Raw genomic sequence first — 25,834 nt, 5'->3', positions numbered from 1 at the left:
TTAACCTCAAAATAAAAAACCGATGCCTAAGCATCGGTTTTTTATTCACACATAAAATTAAACCTTAAACTGCTGCAAGCGCGGCATTTAAAGTTTCACTTGGACGCATCACTGCATTGACTTTTACAGGGTCAATTGCATAGTAACCACCAATGTCCGTAGCATTGCCTTGAACAGCAGCTAACTCAGCAATAATTTTCGCCTCATTCTCAGCCAACACTTGTGCAAGCGGTGCAAATTTCGCTTTTAATTCAGCATCTTCATCTTGTGCTGCTAAAGCTTCTGCCCAAAATTTTGCAAGGTAGAAATGGCTACCACGGTTATCTAACTCACCCGTACGGCGTGAAGGCGATTTGTTGTTGTCTAACAACTGACCCGTTGCTTGATCAAGCGTTTGAGCAAGTAATTTCGCACGTGCATTGTTCTCTTTAATGCCAAGCTCTTCTAAAGACACTGCAAGCGCCAAGAACTCACCTAAAGAATCCCAACGTAAATGGTTCTCTTCAACCAATTGCTGCACATGTTTTGGTGCTGAACCACCTGCACCTGTTTCGTACATGCCGCCACCTGCCATTAATGGCACAATCGACAACATCTTCGCAGACGTACCCAATTCCATAATTGGGAACAAATCGGTTAAGTAATCACGTAAAATGTTACCTGTTACCGAAATGGTGTCTAAACCACGCGCAACACGTTCAAGCGTATAACGCATTGCACGCACTTGCGACATAATCTGAATATCTAAGCCAGTTGTATCGTGTTCTTTTAAATACACTTCAACTTTCTTAATGAGTTCATTTTCGTGTGGACGATATGGGTCTAACCAGAAGATTGCAGGCATACCTGAATTACGTGCACGTGTTACCGCAAGTTTTACCCAATCACGAATTGGTGCATCTTTGACCTGACACATACGCCAGATGTCACCTTCTTCTACATTTTGTGACAATAGCACTTCACCAGTTTCTAGATCGGTGATATTGGCAACACCCGCAGCTGAAATTTCAAAAGTTTTGTCGTGTGAACCGTATTCTTCAGCTTTTTGCGCCATTAAACCTACGTTTGGCACTGTACCCATAGTACGTGGGTCGAAATTGCCATGCCATTTACAGAAATTGATCATTTCTTGGTAAATACGCGCAAATGTCGACTCAGGCATCACAGCTTTAGCATCATACTGCTTGCCGTCTGCACCCCACATTTTTCCGCCAGCACGAATCATTGCAGGCATAGAAGCATCGACAATAATGTCGTTTGGTGAATGGAAGTTGGTAATGCCTTTTGCAGAATCAACCATTGCAAGTGCAGGACGATGTTCCTGACATGCGTGTAAATCTTCAATGATCTCTTCACGTAAAGAAGTTGGAAGGGTCTGAATTTTTTCGTACAGACCAGCCATACCATTATTGACGTTAATGCCCAGTTCATCAAACAATTTGGCATGTTTTTCAAAAGCTTCTTTGTAGTAGATTTTCACACAATGACCAAATACAATTGGGTGTGAAACTTTCATCATGGTTGCTTTAACGTGTAAAGAGAACAAAATGCCTGCTTCACGGCAATCTTCGAGTTCTTTCTCGTAAAAGTCGCATAGTGCTTTTTTGCTCATAAACATCGAATCAATGATCTCACCATCTTGCAGCGCAACTTTTGGCTTCAATACAATGGTTTCGCCACTGTTAGTGATGAGTTCCATTTTGACATTACGTGCGCGGTCTAAAGTCATCGACTTTTCACCGTGGTAGAAGTCACCTTCTTCCATATGTGACACATGCGTTTGTGACCATTGCTTCCATTCACTCATTGAGTGCGGATGTTTTTTAGCATAATTTTTAACAGCCGCAGGCGCACGGCGGTCTGAGTTACCTTCACGTAATACAGGGTTTACCGCAGAACCTAAGCATTTGCTATAGCGTGCTTTAAGCGTTTTTTCTTCATCATTGCTTGGATTTTCAGGATAATCAGGGATTGCATAACCCTTCGACTGTAATTCCTTAATACATGCTGTTAATTGCCCAACAGAAGCACTGATATTTGGGAGTTTAATAATATTGGTATTTGGATCTTGAGTAAGACGGCCTAACTCGGCAAGATTGTCAGAAATTTTCTGTTCATCCGTTAAAATATCTGAAAATTCTGCTAGCACGCGTGCTGCAACAGAGATATCAGTTTTTACAATCTCGACACCCGCAGGTTTTGTGAAAGTCTCAATGATCGGCAGCAGCGAATAAGTCGCTAACAGTGGTGCCTCGTCGGTCAGTGTGTAAATGATTGTTGACTTTTCACCAGCCATATCTAGCTCCTTGCATTGGATTGATTTTTTTTAGGACTAAGATTTAGACTCAGCCCCCGCAAAACAGGTTTACTGAAACAAAACGATGAGAGTATCGACCTTCAAGCCATATCCGTCAACTAATAAATCGGTTTAAATTGAGCGATTTCGCCTAAAATTCACGCACCTCTAGCGAATTCCGATCAATCTTGATTACCGTGCTTTCATCTCTTACGCAATCAACCTAATCACACTATTTCTCAACCAAATACCGACATATTCTTTGTTTATTTGTCTTCACACAGGTTAGCGTTTTTTTGTCTTAAATTTGGCTTTCTTCGCACCAGAAAATATCCATCGTTACATTTTAGATTGTTCAACGCTGCTTAATTTTCTTAACATAGCCGTTAAATTTAGAAATGAGGTAACACCGAATGTATAAATTAGCGGTCTTTGGTCTGGCTTTGTGCGTAAGTAGTACGCTGTTCGCTCAACAACCAATTGTGGTTAAAGTAACGAATTTGGGCAATGGTCAACCTATGAATGATTTAAGTATTAGCCTAGAAGCGCAAAAAAATAATCAATGGGTTAAAATTGGTGAAGGTCAAACAGATGCGCAAGGGCAAATCAATACGCTCTACCCAAAAGATAAAACCACATTAGATAAAGGTTTTTATCGTGTGATCTTAAAAACTAGTGATTGGTTTAGAAAAAGCAATCAGCGCAGTTTTTATGCCGAAGTTCCTGTGGTGTTTGTGATTGATGGTTCAAGCGATCATTACACGCTGCCAATACAAATTAGCCCTTATGGTTACTCAACCTATTATGCCAATTAAGTAAAATAAGCGCTTATTTGTGCTAAAAATAAAGACCTAAACTAGAAAAAATCCCGCGATCAATCGCGGGATTTTTGACTTTTAATCGAGCCAAGCCTTCAACTTCGCATCATCCACCACGTTCAGCTCAACTGCCTGTAAAGATGTTTCACCACCTAACAAGGTAAATTGCATTAACTCATCACGGCGGAAAGCCAACACCGTAAATTCACCCTGTTGTTTTGCATACTGCGCCAACAATTTTTCTGATGCTTTTACACCATCAATGGCAATAATAACATCTTGCGCGGAAAGTCCTGCTTTCGCACCTGCGCCATGACGATTTGCTTGTTGTACCAAAACACCTTCAGGTTTATCTGTTAGTTTCAGGCCAAAAGCTAAGGCTTTTGGGGTGCTAATTTGATAATTCACACCAAATTCAGGCAAGAGCTGATCTAGCGGTAAATCGTCTGTGGTATTAATTAAGTGATTGATTTGTTCAACCCAATCATCGCCCGTGAGTTCTTGGCATAATTCAAAAATCGTACGCTCATTGACTTGAATACCATTTTGAGTATTTTCATACAAACGGCGCATCAAAGCATCTAAACTAGAACCACGTAAACGCAAACCTAAATCTAAACACAAGGCAACCAAACAGCCTTTATTATAGTAACTGGTACCAGCGTTATTGGTGTTTTCATCTGGGCGATAAAATTTAATCCACGCATCAAAACTTGATTCGGCAACCGTTTGCACCGCTTTACCCGGATTTTGCAAATAACGGTCAATCTGTGCTTTAAGCAATTTCAAATACGATTCTTGCGAAATCACCCCGCTACGCAGCAAGATTAAATCGTCGTAATAGGATGTAAATCCTTCAAAAATCCACAATAAAGATGTGTAGCTTTCTTTATGCAAATCGTAATGATCAAAGTTTTCAGGGCGAATAAATTTCACCAACCACGAATGAAAATATTCGTGGCTGCATAAACCTAAAAAGCGTTGATAGCCTTCTGAAGGTTCTTCAGTTTCATTGGCTTGCGGTAAATCATCGCGTGGGGTAATTAAACTGGTACTGTTCGGATGCTCAAGCCCACCGTAACTATTACCGGTTGCCATGGTCATAAACACATAATTTTTAAATGGCGCAGAGCCAAACATTTGAATTTCAGTTTGGCAAATTTTGCTTAAATCTTGCTGCAAACGGGTTAAGTTTGTGTTGTGTTTGCCTGAAATCACAAATTCATGTGGAATATTCTCGGCTTCAAAACTAAAGCGGTCTTGTTCTGCCAATTCAAATGGGCTATCAATTAACTGCATATAATTGTCAGCTTTTAAGGTAAAACGCCCTTTGACTAAACTTTTTGCCAACATACCTGTTGCCATTTGAAAATGTTTGAGTGGTTCAGGCAAAAACACTTCTAATTCACACGGCGCATGTTCTTGATCGGCTAAGCCAAGACACACACTGGCAGGATTCACATATAAACGGGTTTGATCGACATAACTGCCCCGCACCGATAAATCGTACGCATAGACATCGTATTCAACCGTAATGAGTTCATGGTCGGTGTTAAATAAGCGCCATTTATTCTTTTCAAATTTGCTTATTTTCAGCACACGTCCCGCTTCGTCATAAGCTCGAACAGCTTCAATATGCTTGGCAAATTCACGTACCAAATAACTGCCCGGAATCCAAGTCGGCAGCCAAAGCACCTGCGTTGGATTGGCCAAAAAACGCAAGGTGACGTGAATTAAGTGTTGTTGATAATCGTCAAACTCTATTTGATAGTGCAACATAAGTCAGAATTCTAATCTTGATGAAGTTATGCAGAGCTTTAGCTTAGCACTTTTTTACTCTAATATGGCGCACTGCTGTCATTCTGTTCATCTAATTAAATGAATCAAGTTTCAATTAAGCTTATGAATAGAATATGTGTTTTTTCTTTCCCCCTAGGATATTCCCCGTTGAAACGTTTTATTTCTTGGTGTGCGAGCCTGAGCTTGTTATGTACAGGTCTTTCACATGCAGCAATTTTAAATATTGACCCCGCTTCTGTACCCGCAGCTGCATGGACAATTTTTGACCCACAATCAGGTCAAACCATTGCTGAATTTAATAGCCATGCACAACGTGCGCCTGCATCGTTAACCAAAATGATGGTGGCCTACATTACCTTAAAAGAAATTAAGGCGGGCAAGCTGAAACGGACGGATATCCTCACCGCCAATGACGTAGTGAAAGTAGTTCAACCCGATGAATCGCAAATGTTTTTGCGCTCAGGGCAAAAAATTAGTATCGACCAATTGCTTTCAGGTTTGGTGGTCATGTCAGCCAACGATGCAGCGGTGACCCTTGCACAGCGCATTGGTGGTGATTTACCTCACTTTGTCGAAATGATGAATCAAGAAGCCAAAGCTCTGGGCATGACTGATACGCACTTTACCAATCCAGCGGGCATTACTATGGATGGGCATTATTCATCGGCTGCCGATATGGCAAAATTGGGCAATGCCTTAATTGAGCAATATCCTGATTATTTGTATTATTCTAAACAAACCAGTTATTCATGGAATAATCATCCTCATCACGCCACCAATATTTTATTAACACAAGACCCAACGGTCGATGGCTTAAAAACAGGCTTTACTCGTGCAGCTGGTTTTAACTTGGCTTTAACCGCTAAGCGCCCAACCATGAACCCGAATTTACCCGAACGGCGCTTAATTGTGGTGGTTTTAGGTACAACAAGCCCTGTTATGCGTGCGGAAGTTGCCCATCGTTTAATGAACTTGGCTTATAACTACACGCGTGATGATGTGGCAATTAAAGCCAAACAACCAATTGCTGAACTGCCTGTGATTTCAGGGCAAATTAAAAGTTATACGATTACCCCAGATCAGAACAAAGTAATTACCACCTCGTTGTATCAACAACCTGTTGCAATTGATATGCGTAGTTTTGATTCAAGTAATGGCTTATTAAAATTAAATGGTGCATTTTTACAACCTGTGAGTAACAGCAGCACAACGTTACAAGTTCAATTACAACAACAACAATTGACCGCACCGTTAAATCAAAATATGCAGCTTGCAACGATAAAAATTTATCAAAATAACCAATGGGTTGAAGATGTAAAGATTAATCGCCATGTTGCACTTGAACAAGCGACATGGTGGGAAAGATTATGGATATGGGTCAAACACACCTTGCCATTCTTCAAAACAGATGCAGTGGTTCCTGCCAAAATCTTCCCATTAAGTTAGGTATATATCGAGGGAAAGTGAAAAAATATTGTTAAATCAATAGCCAATTAGACACTCAGCCTAAATTTTTATTTTAGGCTGAGTGTCTAACAACAGGCAAAAAACTTAATTACAACCAATATGCTTTAAATTCTTCCTGAGACCACTCACCTTTTGTAAGTGCCCGACAAAATTATCTAATTAAACGAATAATAAGTGATTCAAAGCGCTACCAACAGCCGGATAGAAGGCTTTAAACCCTCACCAACAGCAGTTTTTTTCAGCATTCTCTATTAATTTTTCAATTTCACATTGAATTTTTTGATCTTAGCCCCATTGATATTTACAATAGATCTCATCATCAACATTTGAATGGCTTTGCCATTTAATGCGATGATGTCACCCTAACCTGACATGGATTTTTAACATGACTGCTATTGCAAATAACCACGCGGTTTCATTCCACTACACTTTAACCAATGCTGAAGGTGAAACCCTTGACCAATCTCAAGGTGAACCACTTGCATATTTGCACGGTGCAGGCAACATTATTCCTGGCTTAGAAAAAGCACTTGAAGGCAAAACAGTTGGTGACAAATTCAAAGTTACTATTCCTGCCGCAGAAGGTTATGGAGAATATAACCCAGACCTAGTTCAAGAAGTTCCTGCAAAAATGTTCCAAGGTGTTGAAAACATCGAAGCGGGCATGCAATTCCAAGCTCAAACTGATGACGGCGTTCAAATTGTAACGGTTAAAGCAGTTGAAGGCGAAAATGTAATTGTAGATGCAAACTTCCCATTGGCTGGTCAAGATTTGACATTTGATGTTGAAATCGTAGACGTTCGTGAAGCAAGCGAAGAAGAACTTGACCACGGTCACGTTCACGGCGCAGGCGGTCACCACCACTAAGATTTCTTTTTGAAATCAAAATGGAGCTTTATGCTCCATTTTTTTATGCTATTTTTTGCTTGCATTTCAATTAAAAGATTTTTGATGAAAACACTGATTTGGTTTCGACAAGATTTACGTATTGCAGACAATGCCGCACTGTGGCATGCCACCCAACACGCCGAATGTATTGCCTACGTGGTTTTATCGCCCGAACAATGGCGTATACATGACGATGCACCAATAAAAATTGACTTGTATTTAAGACAATTACAACAGCTTAAACAACAACTTGAACAACTGAATATTCCACTTATTATTCAAACGATTCCGCTTTGGAAGAATGTAGCTCAACATTTATTGGCACTTTGCCAAAAATTGAATATTCAAGCAGTACATGCCAATGCTGAATTTGCAGTACATGAGCAACAACGCGACCTATTGTGCCAACAACAATTACAACAGGCAAAAATTGCTTTTTATACACATCAAGACCGAACCTTATTTCCAATAGGCAGTATCCGCAATCAATCGGGGCAACCGTATAAGGTATTTGGTGCATTTAAACAAAATTGCTATCAACGTTTAAATATACAATTGCCTGCTTGTTATCCTGACATTCAAGTACAAGCATCCCATTTACCTATTACGGACTTTAACGATGAAGTTCCAACACTACCCAACTTAGGCTATTTAGAAATCTCACATCAATTACAACAACTTTGGCCTGTAGGCGAACACTACATCCAACAGCAATTAGACAAATTTATTGAAGATGAGGTTTTCAATTACCAACAACTGCGCGACTTCCCTGCTTTAAATGCCACTAGCCAACTTGCTGCATATTTAAATATTGGGGTTTTATCTATTCGACAATGCCTTCAAGCATTATTCCACAAACAACACGGACAATTTTCACCAGAAAATGCAGGACAACAATGTTGGCTTGACGAGTTATTGTGGCGTGAGTTTTATCAACATATTTTGTTTGATTTTCCAGAAGTATCGAAGCATCAGCCATTCCAAACCAAAACAAGCACCTTACAATGGCGCAATGACAAACAGGATTTTGAAGCATGGAAAAATGGCAAAACTGGCATTCCAATTGTCGATGCAGGTATGCGACAACTTAAAGCCACAGGTTGGATGCACAACCGTGTCCGCATGATTTGCGCCATGTTTTTAAGTAAAAATTTACTGATTGATTGGCGTAAAGGCGAGCAATGGTTTATGCAACAGCTAATTGATGGTGATTTAGCTGCCAATAATGGTGGTTGGCAATGGTCAGCCTCGACAGGTACCGACGCTGTGCCATATTTTCGGATTTTTAACCCAATCAGCCAATCCGAAAAGTTTGACCCGAAAGGTGAATATTTACGTCAATGGCTACCTGAACTTGCAACTTTAGATGATAAAAGTATTCACGCACCGTATGTGAAAGGCTATAAAGCAGGTTTAGGCTACCCACAACCGATTGTCGACTTAAAAACCAGTCGCGTCCGTGCTATTGAAGCCTTTAAAGCATTGGGTTAAATCACTATTGAGCGACGTAAATGATGGTAATTTACGCCTAACTCAAGCACATATTAAGCCGCTTGTTCATCACGTTTAAAAACCAATTCTTGTTCAGATGAATTGTTAGCATCGAAATAATAACCCTCGCTTTGGAAGCTTTTTAAATCTTCAGCTCGTTGAATTTGATGCTCAATCATAAAACGTGCCATTAAACCACGGGCTTTTTTGGCATAGAAACTAATCACTTTGTATTTGCCATTTTTCTGATCTAAAAATACAGGTTTAATAATTTGCGCTTGAATCTGACTTTCTTTCACCGCTTTATAATATTCATCCGATGCCAAATTTAACAGTAAATCCGTATTCGCATCAGCTAAGTCTTGGTTAATCAGCTGCGTAATTTTATCACCCCAAAAACGATATAAATTTTCTCCACGCCCATTGGCAAGTTTAGTGCCCATTTCCAAACGATAAGGCATCATTAAATCGAGCGGACGCAACAATCCATATAAACCCGAAAGCATTCGTAAATGTTGCTGTGCAAACTCAAGCTGATGCTCGTTTAAAGCATAAGCATCAAGCCCTGTATAAACATCGCCCTTAAATGCGAAAATCGCTTGGCGTGCATTGGCAAAACTCAATTCGGGCTGCCAGTCTTGAAAACGCGCAGCATTTAATTGGGCAATTTTTTCACTCACACTCATTAAGCTTGCAATTTGACTGGCCGAAAGTTGACGTGTGACGTCAATTAATTCAGCCGAATCGGTTAAAAGACGTGGCTGCGTAAATTGGTCTGTTGGTAATGCAGTTTGGTAGTCCAAGGTTTTTGCAGGTGAAATGAGCGCGAGCATAATGGTCCTAATTTTTTAATTCAGGTCACTATAACAGTCCATTCAAATGAATGCCAATTTGTGTTTTTCATCATGTTTATCGGTAAAATAGAAGCTATTTTTTATTTCAAGATGTCACTTATGTCTGAAACCATCTTCCTGCAAGGACCTGCGGGGAAAATTGAAGTATTTGTCGATCAACCTAAAACTACCATTACAGCCGTTGCAGTGGTGTGCCATCCGCACCCCTTACAAGGTGGCAATGCACAGCATAAAATTCCAATGCTATTATCAAATATATTGACCGAAAAAGGCTGTGTGGTTTATCGCCCTAATTTTAGAGGTGCAGGTTTAACCGAAGGCACACATGAAGAAGGTTTTGGCGAAACCCATGATATTTTAGCGGTTATTTCACAATTGCGCGCGCACTATCCCAACCTGCCACTGTATGCAGGTGGTTTTAGCTTTGGCGCACATGTTCTGGCTAAATGTTATGTAGCTTTAGACGAGACCCAACGCCCTAAACAAATGATTTTATCTGGCCTACCAACAGCAGGCGTAAAAGGCTTACGCCATTATGAAACACCTGAAATTAACGGTGATTTATTATTTGTACATGGCGAAGAAGATGATATTACGTTACTGCATGATTTAGTGGCATGGGCAAAACCACAAAAGCATCCAATTACGATTTTTCCAGGGGCAAATCACTTTTTTACGGGTTATTTAAAGCCTTTGCGTCAAGTTTTTGAGCGTTATTTAAACATATAAAATTGTGTGATATATCGACTCAATCATCCAAAATATCGCATATTCCAGCTTATGCTTATTTCATACAGCAAATGAAAGTTAATGCTATGGATACGTTGCAATGTTAAAGGGTCACATGCAATACCATATTGAGCATGAATTCATGACTGGTAAAACGTCTTAAATTAAGATGCTTAATTGGCTGAGCTGCATGGTAATGTTCCATGCAGCTCAATAGTCTATGATTAATTAACCGTTGCGAGTGCGGCTTTAAGTAGCATCCAACATTTCGCTACAGATTCCACCTCTACCCGCTCACCCGGTGCATGCGCCCCACGAATGTCTGGCCCAAAAGATACCATTTGTAATTCAGGATAATGCTCAGCAATAATTCCACACTCTAAGCCTGCATGAATCACTTTTAGTTCAGGATTAATTTGAAAACTGTTGAGATAGGCCTGTTGTAAACATTTTAACGCTGCCGACTCTGGGTTTGGTGTCCATCCTGAAATTAATGCAGTTGTGGTCGAGTTTAAACCTTGTTCTGCAAAATGTGCTTGTAACTTAGCAACGTGGGCTTGTAACTCAGTATTCACCATTGAACGTACCATGAGTAATGCACTTCCTTCGCTTGGCGTTAAACGTACTACACCAACGTTATTTGAGGTTTCCACCACATTCGGCAAAGTATCACTCATTTTGGCGACACCATACGGGCAATCTGCCACAGCATTCAACCATGCTTGTTGTTGTTTTTCATCAATTGCCTGCGTTACGACTTCATCTAATAACGTTAAGCTAAAGACAATACCATCATCAATACCACTTAAGCGTGTTTTTTCTGCTTGCTCAGCAAGTGTAAGTTTTTGACGCAGTGCATCTAAAGCAATTGGAGAAATGGCAATTTTTGCTACCGCTTCACGCGCCATTGCATTGCGTGCAGTACCACCCGAAAACTCGATCAATTGTCCACCAAGTTCAGCTAAATTTTGCTGTAAAAATTGCGCCAAAATAAGGTTGGCATTGCCGCGTCCAAGATGAATACTCACCCCAGAATGGCCGCCTCTTAAGCCTAATACTTGAATTTCGACTACAGTATATTCAGGCTTTATCGCTACTGCGGTGAGGCTTTGAATCACTTCAATATCTTGACTACCCGCACAACCTAAATACAATTGCCCCCATTCTTCGGTGTCAATATTAAACAGCCATTTGCCTTGTAAAACATCTTTTTCTAAAAAGCGCGCACCGCTCATGCCTGCTTCTTCATCTACCGTTAATAGCACTTCAATTGGACCATGCACAAGATCATCACTGTCTAAAACAGCCAATGCCAATGCCACACCAATCCCATTGTCTGCACCTAAAGTTGTGTTTTCTGCAATTAGCCAGCCGTCTTTTAAGATGGGTTGAATCGGATCTTTAGTAAAGTCGTGCACTGTACCCCGATTAGCTTGGGTCACCATATCGATATGCCCTTGCAAAATTACCCCTGCCACATGCTCCATGCCTTGGGTAGCAGCTTTACGAATAATTAAATTACCAATCGTGTCGACATACGTTTCTAAACCACGTGCAATCGCCCAATCTTGCAGATGTTGGCGCAGTTGTTGCTCTTGTTTAGATGGTCTTGGAATTTGGCATAAGGTCGCAAAATGCGCCCATACGTTTTGAGGTTCGAGTTGGGTGAAATCAACAGCAGTTGTCATTGTTTATTCTCTTTTTCAAGCAACTTTGACTATACACCAAAAGCCAATTATGCAAGGATTAGAAAACATTCAGTTAATCAAAGTCTCACAATAAAAATGCCAATCCGCGAACGAATTGGCATTTTATTTTTTATCAAACAGTCAAGTTTATTCAGAAACTTGAATCTTAAATCCTGCTTGCTCAGTCAACTCGGTAAAGGTTGGGAAGCTGGTTGCAACGGTTTCTGTGCCCACAATTTTAATGGCTTGAGCTGCACGCAAACCTGCAATACTAAAACTCATGGCAATGCGGTGGTCATGGTGTGATTGAATCTCTGCGCCATTAAAAATCGCCGACCAATCACCTGATTGACCTTTCCCTTCAATAATGATGCCATCTTCCGTTGGCGTACAATCAATACCCATCGCAATTAAGCCATCGGCCATCACCTGAATACGGTCAGATTCTTTCACACGTAGCTCAGCTGCACCGGTTAAAACAGTTTGCCCTTCGGCACATGCTGCTGCAACAAATAGGGCAGGAAATTCATCAATTGCAAGTGGTACTTGATCTTCAGGAATATGAATGCCTTTAAGCGTACGTGTACCACGAATACGAATGTCTGCAATTGGCTCACCGCCTGCAATACGCTCATTTAACACTTCTAGGTCTGCACCCATCGCTTTTAAAATTTCGATGACACCCGTACGCGTTGGGTTAATGCCAACAGCTTCTAAGGTCACATCGGCATTTTCACAAATAGCGGCACCAACCATAAAGAAGGCAGCAGATGAAATATCGGACGGCACTTGAATATTGGTTGCAACAAGCTTACCACCACCCACAAGTGAGATCCGATTGCCTTCAGTTTTCACGTCATAACCGAATGCGCGTAACATACGCTCGCTATGGTCACGGGTTGGTTCAGGCTCAGTTACCGAAGTTTCACCTTTGGCCCATAAACCTGCCAATAAAATACCCGATTTAACTTGTGCCGATGCCATTGGTAAGTCGTAATGCACACCTGTTAAGGTCTGATTTCCTGTAATGCTAACGGGCGGCGTCCCTTTTTCACCTGTGGTTTGAATCTGAGCACCCATGCTCCGTAGCGGCTTTGCAATACGCTCCATTGGACGTTTTGACAATGACGCATCACCTGTCATCACAGTATCAAATTTTTGAGCCGATAACATGCCCGAAAGCAGACGCATACTGGTGCCTGAATTGCCCATATACAAGGCTTTTTCAGGGGCTTTTAAACCATGCATACCCACACCATGAATGGTGACATTGCCATTTTCTGGCCCTTCAATTACCACCCCCATGTCACGAAAAGCTTGTAAAGTGGCTAATGCATCTTCACCTTCCAAAAAGCCCGTCACATGCGTTGTACCTTCGGCAATTGCACCAAACATAATCGAACGATGTGACACCGATTTATCACCCGGAACGCTAAACGTGCCTTTAAATTGGTGTGCCTGTGGCAAAATAGTAAAAGTTTGGGTCACAGCAGGTGCCTCCGATGCAGTTTTTTTGGCAAGCATATGGTTAAAATGTTGACGAGCCGCTTGAGCATGCTCAAGTAGGCCCATAAGTTGAGTTGATTGATCATCTTCAATCAGCTTACGAATGATTGCAAGTTGTTGTTCAAAACCATCCACCGCTTTTAAAATGGCAGTTTTATTGGCAAAGAAAATATCATGCCACATGTTAGGATCAGACGCCGCAATGCGCGAAAAATCACGAAAGCCGCCCGCTGCATAACGGAAAATATCTAAGTTATCTTCACGATTTGCCAACTGCTCGACCAAGTTAAAAGCCATTAAATGTGGCAAATGACTGGTATGTGCAAGGACTTCATCGTGCTTTTGAACATCCATGCAAATGACTTCAGCTTGTGCTGCCTGCCACAAATGGGTGAGCTTTTCCACCGCCCAATCAGCACTGCTTTTAAGTGGTGTTAAAATCACTTTATGATTGGCAAATAAGTCGACTTTGCCTGCATGCACACCCGTGTGTTCACTGCCTGCAATGGGATGCCCCGGTACAAAACCAACAGGCAACATATCACCAAAAACCCGCTGCGCAGCTTCAACCACATTGCCTTTCGTACTGCCAACGTCTGTTAAAATGGCATGTTCACTTAAATAAGGGCGAATTAAATGCAAAACTTTTTCGGTGGCCTGCACAGGTAATGCCAGTACCACTAGGTCAGCATCTTTCACAGCAGCTTCGGGCGAAGTATAACCGTGTTGGATTAAACCCAGCGTTTTGGCATCGGTTAACGTTTGCTCTGAACGGGTGGATGCCACGACTTGCTCAGCTAAGCCATGCGCCTGAATAACCCGAGCTAAACTTGAACCAATTAATCCTAAACCAATAAATGCCACTTTATGAAACAGCGGAGATGTCATCATTACCCTCTCGCCTTGTGCAACAACATAAGCCTTAGCCCTTTTTAAATCTATTGTTTAATGTGCTGCATGCCTCACAGCACACAGCAATATGCTTAAAGTACCGCAGCAGGATAAGAACCTAACACCCGTAACTCTTTCACGGTTGGGCGAATTTCTTCAATCGCTGCCGCAACATTGGCTTGGTCAATATGTCCTTCTAAGTCAATAAAGAACACATAAGCCCATTTTTCAGGTAATGCAGGACGAGTTTCAATGCTGGTTAAACTAATTTGATGCTTCGCAAATGGCTCTAAAATATCCAATAATGCACCAGCACGGTCATGTGCCGCAATCAACAATGAAGTTTTATCATTGCCACTCACTGGAATTTTCTCACGCCCAATCACCAAAAAGCGCGTGGTATTTTCAGGATTATCTTCAATATTACTGTGCAGCGTTTCTAAGCCATAGGTGCTTGCGGCAATATCCGAGGCAATCGCAGCAGAGTGCCATTCGTTACGAATACGGCGCGCCGCTTCAGCATTAGACGACAATGCGACACGCTCAACCCCAGGATAATGTGCATCGAGCCATTTACGGCATTGTGCTAAGGCTTGTTGATGCGCATAAATTTGCTTAATACTGTCTTTACGGGTGTTTTCCGAAATTAAAAATTGATGATGAATACGCAGTTCAACTTCACCAATCACATGCAAATTCGATTGTTTAAAACAATCTAAAGTATGATTCACCACACCTTCAGATGAATTTTCAACAGGCACTACGCCATAATGTGCGCTACCCGCTTCGACTTCACGGAATACTTCATCAATGGTGGTAATTGGACGCACCACCGCGTCTTGACCAAAATGTTTTAATGCCGCGGCATGGGTAAATGTGCCTTCAGGCCCTAAAAATGCAATACTTTGCGGTGCTTCAAGTGCCAAACATGCCGACATAATTTCACGAAATAAACGTGCCATCGTTAAGTCAGATAACGGCCCTTGATTACGCTCCATGACTTTACGCAAAACCTGTGCTTCACGTTCAGGGCGATAAAATAACGGATTCTCTTCGGTTGCAAATTTTGCCTTTGCCACCGCCTCTGCTAAACGCGCACGGCGATTAAGTAAATCTTGTATTTGCTGATCGACACTATCAATATCTGAACGGATTTGATCTAAATTTAGAGAAGTCGTTGAATGATCATCATGGACCATGTTTATTCGCCCTATACGCCTAACGGATTAATTGCACGTATAACTATATTCAAATCAAGCACGTTACTCAAGATGAAATCTTACCGATAAACATTAAACTCAAGATAGGATGACACCATAACAAATAATTATTTTGATCATTCAATTTCAATTCTTATATGCAAGCGCTGTCATATTCAATTTACCATATATTGAAAACAATGCCATATCGCATTTTATTCTCTTTTATTCACCCCAAAAACTTAACGTAGATTGACATAAAATGTGAATAAACCCTGATTTTTCATCCCAATAAAGACTGCATCTTACCGCTAAAATTGGGTATGATTCTAAGTGACTCCAATAGTGCGACCCAGATATGAACACAAAGCGTAATCTATATAAAGACTTGGAACATCCTTTTGCACAGTACATCCGCATTATTGGCAAAGGAAAAACAGGTGCTCGATCCCTCACCTATCAAGAAGCTTATGATGCTTTTGCACTTATTTTAAAGGGTGAAGTTTTAGATGTGCAACTTGGCGCATTTTTAATGCTATTACGGGTTAAGGAAGAATCGGTAGAAGAATTGGCAGGTTTTGTTCAGGCCACGCGCGATCAACTCCCATTTACCCCGCTTGAAGTCGATTTAGATTGGTCATCTTATGCAGGTAAACGCAAACATTATCCGTGGTTCTTACTGGCAGCATTAACTTTAGCACAGCATGGTTATCGTGTGGTTATGCACGGCGCAGCGGGTCATACCTTAAATCGGGTCTATACCGAGAATGTACTCGACTACTTAGGCTATCCAATTTGTCAAAATCAGGCAGATGTTGAGATACAACTGAACACTCGTCATTTTGCCTATTTACCACTTGCAGTGATTTCTCCAGTGTTAGATGAGTTAATTGGGCTACGCAATGTGATGGGCCTACGCTCGCCAATTCATACATTGGCACGTTTAATTAATCCATTTAATGCCAAAGCCAGCTTACAAGCCATTTTCCATCCTGCGTATCGCACATCGCACCAACATACGGCACATCACCTAGGTTATCAAAATAGCGTGGTGATTAAAGGTGAAGGCGGTGAATTTGAACGGAATCCTGATGCAAAAACCTTAATTTGCGGTATTCGTGACGGCGAAATGTACGAGTATGAATTACCTAAACTGACCGCAGAACGCAGTAGTGCTGAAGAAGAACTTGAATTATCACGTTTTAAAGCAGTTTGGGAAGACAAACAACAACATGAATATGGCGAAGTTGCCGTGATTGAAACGATGGGCATTGCGTTATATAGCATGCGCGTGGTGAATGATTTTGATGCCGCCATGACTTTAGCAAAAACATTATGGCAAACGCGCCTAAATAAACCTTCAGCATAACTGTTGATTCATCAAAAATCTGCATAGACCCATAAAGCAATGGTCTATGCAATGTTAAGAATGATCTGTTAGCGGATAATAAAAGTCAGGCCAAAACGGATATTGTTTGGCAGATAAATGCAGATGCTTTAATTTCAATTCATCACCCAAATGAATTTGAATGTCATTGGGGTCAAAGCTTCCTGACAAATAAATATCTTTTTTCTGACCAATCAAACTTTGGCAATAATGCTGCTGTTGCCTATGTTTAGAACTACCTACAACACGACTCGATACGATATCAATACCAACTAGCAACATGGGTCTGCCGTCATTTTTAAGGTGCGTATATTCAGTTTTAGGCGCACCATATTTTTGACTTGGTATGACCTTCGCGTGTATTACACATATAATGGGTTGTTTTGCACTTGTCAGCACGGGCAGCAAGAACAACAAACTGCCGATGATTCTTAAACCTAAAGTGCTCATGATGAGTCTCCAATCCCACCTGTGTAATTTTTAATCCCAAATCGATTAAACGAAGCGAATTGGAGTAAATTCAGGTTCATGTGTGTGATGATCGTCATCACATTCTTCACCGTCTTTTTTGCTGCCTCGGTCAATATATCCTGTGCGCTGTTCTTCTGGTAAGTTTTTATATTCCCATGCTAAAACCGCTTGCATACACGTTTCACGTTGTTCTTGGGTTAAGGCAATACCATTGGGCCATTTGCCAATCTCTACTGCTGTTTTGAGTCGGGCAACAATATCTGCATCTAATACCGACAACATTTGTTCAACATTCATTTCATTCTTCCTGCTGCGTTAACGCTTCAAAATCTTGGTTCCATCCTAACTTAGTTCGGCACGACATATAAAAGTCATAACCTGGTGGATGCAGTAAATTTAATTTAAACGGATGCTTACGAATATGTAAGGCATCACCTGGATTGAGTGCCACGCTATTTTGACCATCGGCACTCACCATTGGCATCACGCGGTTTTCTTGGACTCGAATTTTTATTTCACTTTGATCGCCCACAATAATTGGACGTGAAGATAAGGTATGTGGGTGCATTGGCACTAAGGCAATTGCATCCATACTTGGATGTAAAATTGGCCCACCACCCGACAACGCATAAGCCGTTGAACCTGTTGGTGTTGATACAATTAAACCATCACTATGCTGACGATAAACAAATTGACCATCAATCATTAACTCAAAGTCAATCATGTGTACCGAACGGCCCGAATGCAGCACAATGTCATTTAAAGCAATCGCCTGATACAGCACATCAGCGCCAGAACGCACTTCCATCTCTAACAAAAAGCGTTTATCTAATTCAAAATCACCTTTTAAAACTTGGTCGAGTTTACTTAACACCATGCTTGGCTTAATGTCGGTTAAAAATCCTAAACGTCCACGGTTTACTCCAACCACAGGGATGTTGTACTTTACTAATGCACGTGCAGCATGCAGTAATGAGCCATCGCCACCAACCACGACCACTAAGTCTGCCACCTCACCCATTAAGTGTCGCCCTACAATTTGGCAATCCTGATACGGTACCAATTTTGCAGTTTCAACATCAAAAATAGGATGCAAACCTAAAACTAGCAAGTGGTCGTAAATCAAACATAGTGTGTCGACCACAGAGGACTTATCTGGTCGCCCGATTAATCCAATGTTGCGAAATGACTTGTGTGAGATTTTCACCTATTGAAGCGCTCCATTCCGATTCAGACCTATCATAGCACGTTGTCAAAATGTTTTTTCACGTCCGCAAAGCGTTTGATTGATCTATAGTTTTGTACAGATTCTTGTATTGGGATACGAATAATCATTGCAAATTTTTTAAAAGCTTCGCATGATTACACTGTTTATCTCGGATAGCTTATCACTTTTTATGAAGTCACAACGCGGCCTTAGCATTTTTGCACTTATTTTTTGCCTCTTGGTGATTGGCGGTTTTCTTGCGCTGAGCTTTTACCTTGTAGGTTTGGACAATACCATTCGAACGAAATTTGAAGGTCAACGTTGGGACATTCCAGCAAAAGTTTATGCACGTCCACTCGAAATTTATAATCAAGCACCGATCAGTGAAGCTGACTTTTTAGAAGAGTTGAGCATTTTGGGTTATAAACGTGCCGAAAATTATGCTCGCCCGGGAACATTCTTACTCAATGGCAATACCATTTATATACATACCCGTGGTTTTGACTTTGGTGATAGTAGCGAACCTGAACAAGTCTTAAATATTCAATTTGCACAAGACAGTATTCGTGACGTGCAAACCACAAAGCCTAATAGCAATGGCATGACCCGTTTAGAACCCATGCTTATTGGCGGAATTTACCCGCAGCACAACGAAGACCGCGTGCTGATTAAACTTAAAAATGTACCAAAACCTTTAATTGAAGCTTTAGTTTCAACCGAAGATCGTGATTTTTATCATCATCATGGTATATCAGTACGTGGCACAGCACGTGCCATTATGAGTAATGTTACGGGGGGTAAGCGTCAAGGTGGCTCAACCCTCACGCAGCAATTGGTGAAGAATTTCTTCTTATCACCAGAGCAAACCTATAAGCGTAAAGCGAATGAAGCGTTAATGGCACTTTTGCTTGAAATGCACTACAGCAAAGATGACATATTAGAAGCCTATTTAAACGAAGTTCATTTGGGGCAAAATGGTAATTATTCAATTAATGGGTATGGACTAGCCGCACAATTCTATTTTGGTTTACCGTTACGTGAATTGAACATTGCACAACAAGCCTATTTGGTGGGTTTAGTACAAGGTCCTTCTTTGTATAATCCGTGGCGTAATCCTGAAGGTGCGCTTAATCGCCGTAATACCGTATTACATAATATGCTAGTGATGAACTACATCACTCAAGCACAATATGAAAAAGAAAGTGCTCGCCCTCTTGGCGTGGTCGAAAAACCTGCCTTAGGTCCTTCACGCTTCCCCGATTTTATGGATATTGTACGTCGTCAATTACGCAGCCAATATCAAGAATCTGACTTGACCAATCAGGGTTTACGTATTTTTACAACCTTAGACCCAGTTGCTCAAACCAAAGCACAAAATTCATTAAAACAAACAGTTGAAGAATTAAGTCGCAAAAACCCACGTGTTTTAAGCAATTTGCAAGGTGCCGTTTTGGTACAACGCCCTGATAACGGCGAATTGGTTGCAGCAATTGGCTCAACTCAAAGTTTTACAGGCTTTAACCGTACTTTAGATGCCAAACGCCAAGTCGGCTCACTGCTCAAGCCTGCCATTTATGCAAGCGCAATTGATTCAGGACGTTATAACTGGGCAACTTTAGTACCCGATACAGAAATTAGCATTCCAAGTAATGGTAAAAATTGGACACCGAAAAACTATAGTGGCGGCGGTCATGGCATGGTACCAATGGTACAAGCGCTTGAACATTCTTATAACCTTGCTGCCGTTCATTTAGGTCAAGAATTTGGCGTTGCAAACTTTAGCAATGAACTACGCAAGTTTGGTGTGACAAGCCCAATCCCTGCTTATCCTTCTATTTTCCTTGGTGCAATTAATATGTCACCAATGGAAGTACTGGGTATTTATAACAACTTTGCAACAGGTGGCTTTAAGTATCCAACCAAAGCCATTCGCTCTGTGGTCGATCAAAATGGAAAAATTTTAGATCGTTACAGCTTAGATGTACAACAAACCATCAACCCTGCAAGTGCCTATATTTTAACTTACGGCATGCAACAGGTAATGAACTCAGGTACAGGACAAGCGGCATATCGTAGCTTACCATCTAGCTTAAAACTTGCAGGTAAGTCGGGCACTACCAACGATGCGCGCGATTCATGGTTTGCAGGTTTCTCGGGCAGCTATTTAACCGTGGTTTGGTTAGGCCGTGATGACAACAAAATTACAGGATTAACTGGTTCATCAGGTGCTTTACCTGTCTGGATTAATGTAATGAAGCAATTACATCAAAGCCCTGTCAACATCAAGCAACCGAATGATGTTCAATGGCAATGGATTGACTCTGCGACAGGTAACTTATCAGCACAGGGCTGTGTAGGTGCGATGTATATTCCATTATTGGCTTCGCGTGTTCCAAATAAATCAACCGCTTGTGCTTTACCAGGCTATCAAATTGCACCAGATTCAGATGCTTCTGCACCAACAACATCGCAACCCGATGGAATTGAAAATTTGATTCATGAGAGTGATGCAGATAATGCTGCGCCAACTCGTGTGATTTCAAGCGGCAGCTATGAACCAAACTAAGTATAACAGGAGCAAAATGATGCGTTTAAAATTTGTTTTTGGCCTTACAGCAACAACATTGTTGGTAGGATGTACAGGCTTACCAACCCAGCCTATACATCAAAGTAAAACCCAAACAAGCGCACCATCTGTTTCTGAACCTAAAACCAATGCCAATGGCGTGACCATCACGCCTTATCATCCAGGTGAAATTAAGCGTACGCCCGTTTCACCCACTGTCATTGTGCCCAAACAAGCACCACAGCCTTCTGCAAATGATGGCTCTAACTTACCTGCTTTTAAAAGCACCATGGCACAAGCACAAGCTGCACTTAAACAACAGCAATATACACAAGCTGAGCGTCTAGCAACCCAAGCACAGCGTATTGCACCACAAGCTGCACAAAGTTATGTAGTACTTGCCCAAAGTGCGCTAGCACAAAAACAGGTTTCACAAGCCAAAGCTTTGGTATTACGTGGACTAAGTCTTGCCTCAGATGATGCAACCACCAATCAATTACTACAAATTCAAAAACTGGCCAACCAAGGGCAAAAATAAATTTGCCCTAAATGTTAAAATTGTGAAATTCCCGCAATTCCATAAAATCCGTATTGCTGCGCCTGTACGAATTGGTCAGGTTTCATACCGCCCAAAGCAAAGGCAGGCACATCAATTTGACCTATCCATTGCCCTGCCTGTTCCCAGCCTAAAGGTGTTGTATTGGGGTGGCTTAATGTTGTTAAAATAGGACTTAACAAAACCGCTTCACAGCCTACATTTTGTGCATGTTGTAGACTTTCTAAGTCATGACAGGCTGCGAAATAACGCTGACCTTCTTCTAAATCACCCTTGTTTTTTTGCATTAGCTGCGACTGTTTTAAATGTAGTCCTGCCAACTTTAATGCTGGTTGATTCAGGGCATGCCAATGCTGTTCATTTAAAATGAGCAATGCCTGTTGCTGAATTGATAAATTTACAACGGCTTGAATTTCGGCTTGCGTCCACTGTTCTGGACGGAAATAAACCAAATGATCGGCTTGATTCTGGCATTGGGCCAAGTCTGTTGTGATCTTCAATTGAGTTGGGAAATTTAAACGTGCCACAATGTCTGCATTGGCTTTAGGAAAATTTAAATATTGTAATTCATGGCGTGTATACCAGTTCCACGGCTGCCTGACCTGCAATAACTGTTCAGATGCCAAATTCGCAAAAAATAAATGTAAGCGCACTGAAACATCCGCATATTCATGTTCAATTTCATCAAAAGTATGCCAATTGGCAATATCAACACCGACTTCTTCTAAAATTTCTCGGCGACATGCTTGTACTGGTGACTCACCTTGCTCAACTTTTCCACCTGGAAATTCGTGCTTATTACCTTGATGTTGTTTAGCTTCACGCCACCCCACCAAAACACGTGCTTTCGAAAAAATTAAGCCAATCGCTACATCCACTTTTGCTTTCAAATGCCAAGCCCTCTTATACCAATTTAAGCTTAGTGTACGTGTTACAAAGTTTTTTATAAATTGCCAAAATTAAGATTGACAGGTTTATTCGATAATGATTATCATTTATTTACTCAAACACACCACGGAATATCCTAAAATGAACGCACCTTTTAACTTTTTTACCCGTAATACAGAAGCAACTCAATCTTTGCCCATGCTCCATTCAAACAATCTATTCGCACTAGGTCGTGAAATTCGTATTATGCACGCAGGCGAAGAATATCGCTTACGCTTAACCCGCAACAACCGCCTAATTCTAACCAAATAATTCCACACACTTTGTGGTGTTGAAAATAACAAAAACTTCATTAAAACAATAAAAATAAAAAGCAGCGAAATCGCTGCTTTTGTTATTTAAAAGTTCAATCGCTTATAGCAATGGTACAACACGCAGTACTTCTTCAAGTGAGGTTAAACCTGCCATAATTTGACGTGCACCTGCAATCCGCAGTGGTTCTACGCCTTCCATTTTGGCCTGTTGACGCAGTTGTGCTAAAGGTGCGTTATCACTCACCAACTGCTTAATTTCAAGACTTAATGGCATAAATTCATACAAACCCACCCGCCCTTTATAGCCCGTAAAACGACACGCTTCACAGCCAACAGCCACACAGGTTTGCTGTGGCATCACCACACTATAACCAGTGGTCAAGCATTTCCATTGATACTCGTCCGTTGGTGCTAGTTGTTTACATTCAGAGCACAGTCTACGTACCAAACGCTGTGCTAAAACGCCAAGCAATGTTGCGGCAGATAAAAATGGCTGTACGCCTAAATCGTGTAAACGCGTTAAACTCGATGGCGCATCATTCGTATGCAACGTAGATAAAACCAAATGCCCAGTCAATGCAGCTTGAATTGCCATATCAGCAGTATCCCGATCTCGAATCTCACCAACCATGACAATATCAGGGTCTTGTCGCATTAAGGCACGAATACCATCAGCAAAGGTTAAATCAATATTATGATTCACCTGCATTTGGTTAAAACTTGGCTCAATCATTTCAATTGGATCTTCAATGGTACAGACGTTAACTTGTTCCGTTGCCAACTGTTTTAATGACGAATACAAGGTAGTCGTTTTACCCGAACCTGTTGGGCCTGTGACCAAAATAATACCATGACTATTTTGGGTAATTTCTTGCCATTTTTGCAATAAACTACCGTCAAAACCCAACTGTGCAAAACTACGTACCAACACCTCAGGATCAAAAATACGCAGTACCATTTTTTCACCAAAAGCGGTGGGCATGGTTGCTAAACGTAATTCTGTTTCAGTGCCTTTTGGCGTTCTGGTTTTAATACGTCCATCTTGCGGTTTACGTTTTTCAGCCACATTCATACGGCCTAAAATTTTAATCCGCGCAATTACAGCATTAAGGGTATTGGTTGGCATATTGTAAATGGTGTGTAATACGCCATCGATACGAAAGCGAATTTTGCTTTTTTCACGGCGTGGTTCTAAATGAATATCACTTGCGCCTTGCTCAAAAGCAAACTGAAACACCCAGTCAACCAACTTTACAATGTGCTGATCGTTCGCATCGGGGTTTTGTAAATCCCCTAGTTGCAATAATGCTTCAACATTTTGATTTTCACCTGAAAAATCATTTTTAGATGAATGCACCGCACGACTTACCTGATAATATTCAACCAAATAGCGTTGAAATTGCTCAGGATTAATCAACACCCGTTTAATTTTTTTCGGTTTAACCCGATGCTCTAAATTGGGTAGCCAATCCTTCATAAACGGCTGATCTGTACCAATCACAACCTCGGTGTCACTGACTGCAACCGCTAAAATATGGTTATGTGATGCAAAATCCTGCGGCATAATTGCAGTTAAAGAAGGTACATCTGCCTTTAACGGATCAATCCTAAAAAAAGGAATTCCAGATTTTTGTGCGAGCCATTCACATAAGACTCTTAAATTTAAAGCTTCGGCTTGATGCAAATCTTTTAAATTAAATTGTGCAATCCATTGCAGCGGATGCCATGTCAATTGCGCACGAGTCCGCTGTGTTGTAAGCACCAATGCACGATCTCGCTCAGAGATTTTCCCATCTTCAAGCAATTGATCGACACACCAAGTCAAATCGAGCATAAAAGAGAATTGATCTAATCGATGCACTGTGCTCATATCCTTTTCCTTAACAGATCCATCATAAAAACTAAGCAGCCAATATAGTGCCCTTAGATGACAATATAGCGTAATATAGATTATCTACCTTAAAAATATCTTTAGTTAAAGGTACGCATAAAACCAAATACTTCTTAGCCGAGTTGTATTTCTGTAATAACAACAGCCTCCTGTTGTACCAAAAACCGAATATTAAAGATAGCAAAAGTCAATCCATAGATCCGTTCAGCGTCATGTTGATAGGCGGGACGTGGATCTAAAGCCAATACTTGCTCTAATTCAACCAAGGTTTGCAGTGAAAGTGTACCTTGTTCTAAATAATGCTGTTGCTGTAATAACGCTTCTGCCTGCCATCGTACAGGCTTTAGAGTTGGTGCTTGCATAGCATAGCCACTGTTTGCAGTTAAAACTGCATCAGAATAGGCAATATAGGGTTTAATATCGACAATTGGCGTTGCATCCAGTAAATCACTGCCTTGCACATACACCCGCAAGCGCCCTTGTTCCCGCACAATCCGTTTTAATTGCACCACCGACAAACCAATGGGTGCAGGACGATACATACTACGAGTTGCAAACACGCCAATTTTTTCATTACCACCTAAACGTGGTGGGCGCACTTGGGCCCGAAAACTGGTTTTGTCTTGGGCTTTATTTTGGTGAAACTGCCATAACAACCAAATATGACTAAATTCAGTTAAGCCTTCAAAAGCCTGTTCAGTGTCATAAGGTGCATACATTTCAATATAGCTTTCAACATCAACCAAATTAGGCTGACGTGGAATACCAAACTTTTCTTTGTAGGGAGAACACATCACTCCAACAATTGGAATGGTTATCGATTCTTTCATCATTATTTCTGATAAAGACAATTAAATATATTCAGTTTATCGGGTATCATTTTAGATTAAAATACCTATCAATTTATTATTCGTACTTGAGATTGC

General features: G+C 41.1%; 21 protein-coding genes. 9 read left to right on the top strand and 12 right to left on the bottom strand.

The window, feature by feature from the left end:
* Positions 1-64: 64 nt before the first annotated feature.
* Positions 65-2,296, bottom strand: coding sequence for an NADP-dependent isocitrate dehydrogenase (locus FXN70_RS08690; protein ID WP_324647075.1), 2,232 nt, complete (start codon positions 2,294-2,296; stop codon positions 65-67).
* Between the two features lie 413 nt (positions 2,297-2,709).
* Between FXN70_RS08690 and uraH the strand changes: the two genes are divergently transcribed.
* Positions 2,710-3,111 carry a hydroxyisourate hydrolase gene (gene uraH, locus FXN70_RS08685; RefSeq protein ID WP_324647074.1) on the top strand — a complete coding sequence of 134 codons (402 nt, stop codon included), beginning with the start codon at positions 2,710-2,712 and terminating at the stop codon, positions 3,109-3,111.
* An 81-nt stretch (positions 3,112-3,192) separates the two neighbouring features.
* On the opposite strand, the gene FXN70_RS08680 is transcribed toward uraH, so the two are convergent.
* Positions 3,193-4,893 (bottom strand): M61 family peptidase, encoded by a 1,701-nt coding sequence (locus FXN70_RS08680; protein WP_324647073.1) that lies wholly within the window; start codon positions 4,891-4,893, stop codon positions 3,193-3,195.
* A gap of 168 nt (positions 4,894-5,061) precedes the next feature.
* On the opposite strand from FXN70_RS08680, the gene FXN70_RS08675 reads away from it, so the two are divergent.
* The 3 genes from FXN70_RS08675 to phrB all read left to right on the top strand — a co-directional run bounded on the left by FXN70_RS08675 (position 5,062) and on the right by phrB (position 8,761).
* Positions 5,062-6,360 (top strand): D-alanyl-D-alanine carboxypeptidase family protein, encoded by a 1,299-nt coding sequence (locus tag FXN70_RS08675; protein WP_324647072.1) that lies wholly within the window; start codon positions 5,062-5,064, stop codon positions 6,358-6,360.
* Positions 6,361-6,766: 406 nt separating this feature from the next.
* Complete coding sequence (locus tag FXN70_RS08670; protein ID WP_324647071.1) at positions 6,767-7,249, top strand: peptidylprolyl isomerase; 483 nt, start codon at positions 6,767-6,769, stop codon at positions 7,247-7,249.
* 84 nt (positions 7,250-7,333) lie between these two features.
* Entirely contained in the window at positions 7,334-8,761 is a 1,428-nt protein-coding gene (gene phrB, locus FXN70_RS08665; protein WP_324647070.1) for a deoxyribodipyrimidine photo-lyase, read from the top strand.
* 53 nt (positions 8,762-8,814) lie between these two features.
* Here phrB and yaaA read toward each other — a convergent pair whose 3' ends face one another.
* Positions 8,815-9,594: a peroxide stress protein YaaA gene (gene yaaA, locus FXN70_RS08660; RefSeq protein WP_324647069.1), complete on the bottom strand. Its 780-nt coding sequence runs from the start codon at positions 9,592-9,594 to the stop codon at positions 8,815-8,817.
* Positions 9,595-9,714: 120 nt separating this feature from the next.
* Between yaaA and FXN70_RS08655 the strand changes: the two genes are divergently transcribed.
* On the top strand, positions 9,715-10,344 hold the full coding sequence (locus FXN70_RS08655) for a hydrolase (RefSeq protein ID WP_324647067.1): 630 nt from the start codon (positions 9,715-9,717) through the stop codon (positions 10,342-10,344).
* A gap of 224 nt (positions 10,345-10,568) precedes the next feature.
* Here the strand turns inward: FXN70_RS08655 and FXN70_RS08650 are convergent, their stop codons facing one another.
* The 3 genes from FXN70_RS08650 to pheA form a co-directional block, all read right to left on the bottom strand.
* Positions 10,569-12,032, bottom strand: coding sequence for an aminoacyl-histidine dipeptidase (locus FXN70_RS08650; RefSeq protein ID WP_324647066.1), 1,464 nt, complete (start codon positions 12,030-12,032; stop codon positions 10,569-10,571).
* Positions 12,033-12,179: 147 nt separating this feature from the next.
* The gene (locus tag FXN70_RS08645) at positions 12,180-14,426 is read right to left on the bottom strand and encodes a bifunctional prephenate dehydrogenase/3-phosphoshikimate 1-carboxyvinyltransferase (protein WP_324647187.1); all 2,247 of its coding nucleotides are present in this window, start codon (positions 14,424-14,426) and stop codon (positions 12,180-12,182) included.
* Positions 14,427-14,521: 95 nt separating this feature from the next.
* On the bottom strand, positions 14,522-15,628 hold the full coding sequence (gene pheA / locus FXN70_RS08640) for a prephenate dehydratase (RefSeq protein ID WP_324647065.1): 1,107 nt from the start codon (positions 15,626-15,628) through the stop codon (positions 14,522-14,524).
* Between the two features lie 358 nt (positions 15,629-15,986).
* On the opposite strand from pheA, the gene FXN70_RS08635 reads away from it, so the two are divergent.
* Positions 15,987-16,997 (top strand): glycosyl transferase family protein, encoded by a 1,011-nt coding sequence (locus FXN70_RS08635; RefSeq protein ID WP_324647064.1) that lies wholly within the window; start codon positions 15,987-15,989, stop codon positions 16,995-16,997.
* Positions 16,998-17,051: 54 nt separating this feature from the next.
* Here FXN70_RS08635 and FXN70_RS08630 read toward each other — a convergent pair whose 3' ends face one another.
* The 3 genes from FXN70_RS08630 to FXN70_RS08620 are packed head-to-tail and all read right to left on the bottom strand — an operon-like array spanning position 17,052 to position 18,693.
* Entirely contained in the window at positions 17,052-17,465 is a 414-nt protein-coding gene (locus FXN70_RS08630) for a hypothetical protein (protein ID WP_324647063.1), read from the bottom strand.
* A gap of 45 nt (positions 17,466-17,510) precedes the next feature.
* Positions 17,511-17,783 (bottom strand): YeaC family protein, encoded by a 273-nt coding sequence (locus FXN70_RS08625; RefSeq protein ID WP_324647062.1) that lies wholly within the window; start codon positions 17,781-17,783, stop codon positions 17,511-17,513.
* 1 nt (position 17,784) lies between these two features.
* A complete protein-coding gene (locus FXN70_RS08620) occupies positions 17,785-18,693 on the bottom strand; it encodes an NAD(+) kinase (RefSeq protein WP_324647061.1) in 909 nt (302 codons plus the stop codon).
* Between the two features lie 190 nt (positions 18,694-18,883).
* Between FXN70_RS08620 and mrcB the strand changes: the two genes are divergently transcribed.
* Together mrcB and FXN70_RS08610 are read left to right on the top strand one after the other, a co-directional pair.
* On the top strand, positions 18,884-21,259 hold the full coding sequence (gene mrcB, locus FXN70_RS08615; RefSeq protein WP_324647060.1) for a penicillin-binding protein 1B: 2,376 nt from the start codon (positions 18,884-18,886) through the stop codon (positions 21,257-21,259).
* Between the two features lie 19 nt (positions 21,260-21,278).
* On the top strand, positions 21,279-21,797 hold the full coding sequence (locus FXN70_RS08610) for a tetratricopeptide repeat protein (protein WP_324647059.1): 519 nt from the start codon (positions 21,279-21,281) through the stop codon (positions 21,795-21,797).
* A gap of 14 nt (positions 21,798-21,811) precedes the next feature.
* Here FXN70_RS08610 and FXN70_RS08605 read toward each other — a convergent pair whose 3' ends face one another.
* Positions 21,812-22,705 carry a thiamine phosphate synthase gene (locus FXN70_RS08605; RefSeq protein ID WP_324647058.1) on the bottom strand — a complete coding sequence of 298 codons (894 nt, stop codon included), beginning with the start codon at positions 22,703-22,705 and terminating at the stop codon, positions 21,812-21,814.
* A gap of 139 nt (positions 22,706-22,844) precedes the next feature.
* Here FXN70_RS08605 and hemP point away from each other — a divergent pair, with 139 nt between their 5' ends.
* A complete protein-coding gene (hemP, locus tag FXN70_RS08600; protein WP_324626326.1) occupies positions 22,845-23,015 on the top strand; it encodes a hemin uptake protein HemP in 171 nt (56 codons plus the stop codon).
* A gap of 102 nt (positions 23,016-23,117) precedes the next feature.
* Here hemP and FXN70_RS08595 read toward each other — a convergent pair whose 3' ends face one another.
* Complete coding sequence (locus tag FXN70_RS08595; RefSeq protein WP_324647057.1) at positions 23,118-24,887, bottom strand: GspE/PulE family protein; 1,770 nt, start codon at positions 24,885-24,887, stop codon at positions 23,118-23,120.
* A 134-nt stretch (positions 24,888-25,021) separates the two neighbouring features.
* On the bottom strand, positions 25,022-25,738 hold the full coding sequence (tsaA, locus tag FXN70_RS08590) for a tRNA (N6-threonylcarbamoyladenosine(37)-N6)-methyltransferase TrmO (RefSeq protein WP_324647056.1): 717 nt from the start codon (positions 25,736-25,738) through the stop codon (positions 25,022-25,024).
* Positions 25,739-25,834 lie beyond the last annotated feature (96 nt).

It is taken from the genome of Acinetobacter sp. MD2 (assembly GCF_035615575.1).
GTDB lineage: Bacteria > Pseudomonadota > Gammaproteobacteria > Pseudomonadales > Moraxellaceae > Acinetobacter.
The sequence above is the reverse complement of the archived record's forward strand: the minus strand, read 5'-3'. Positions and strand labels throughout refer to the sequence as shown.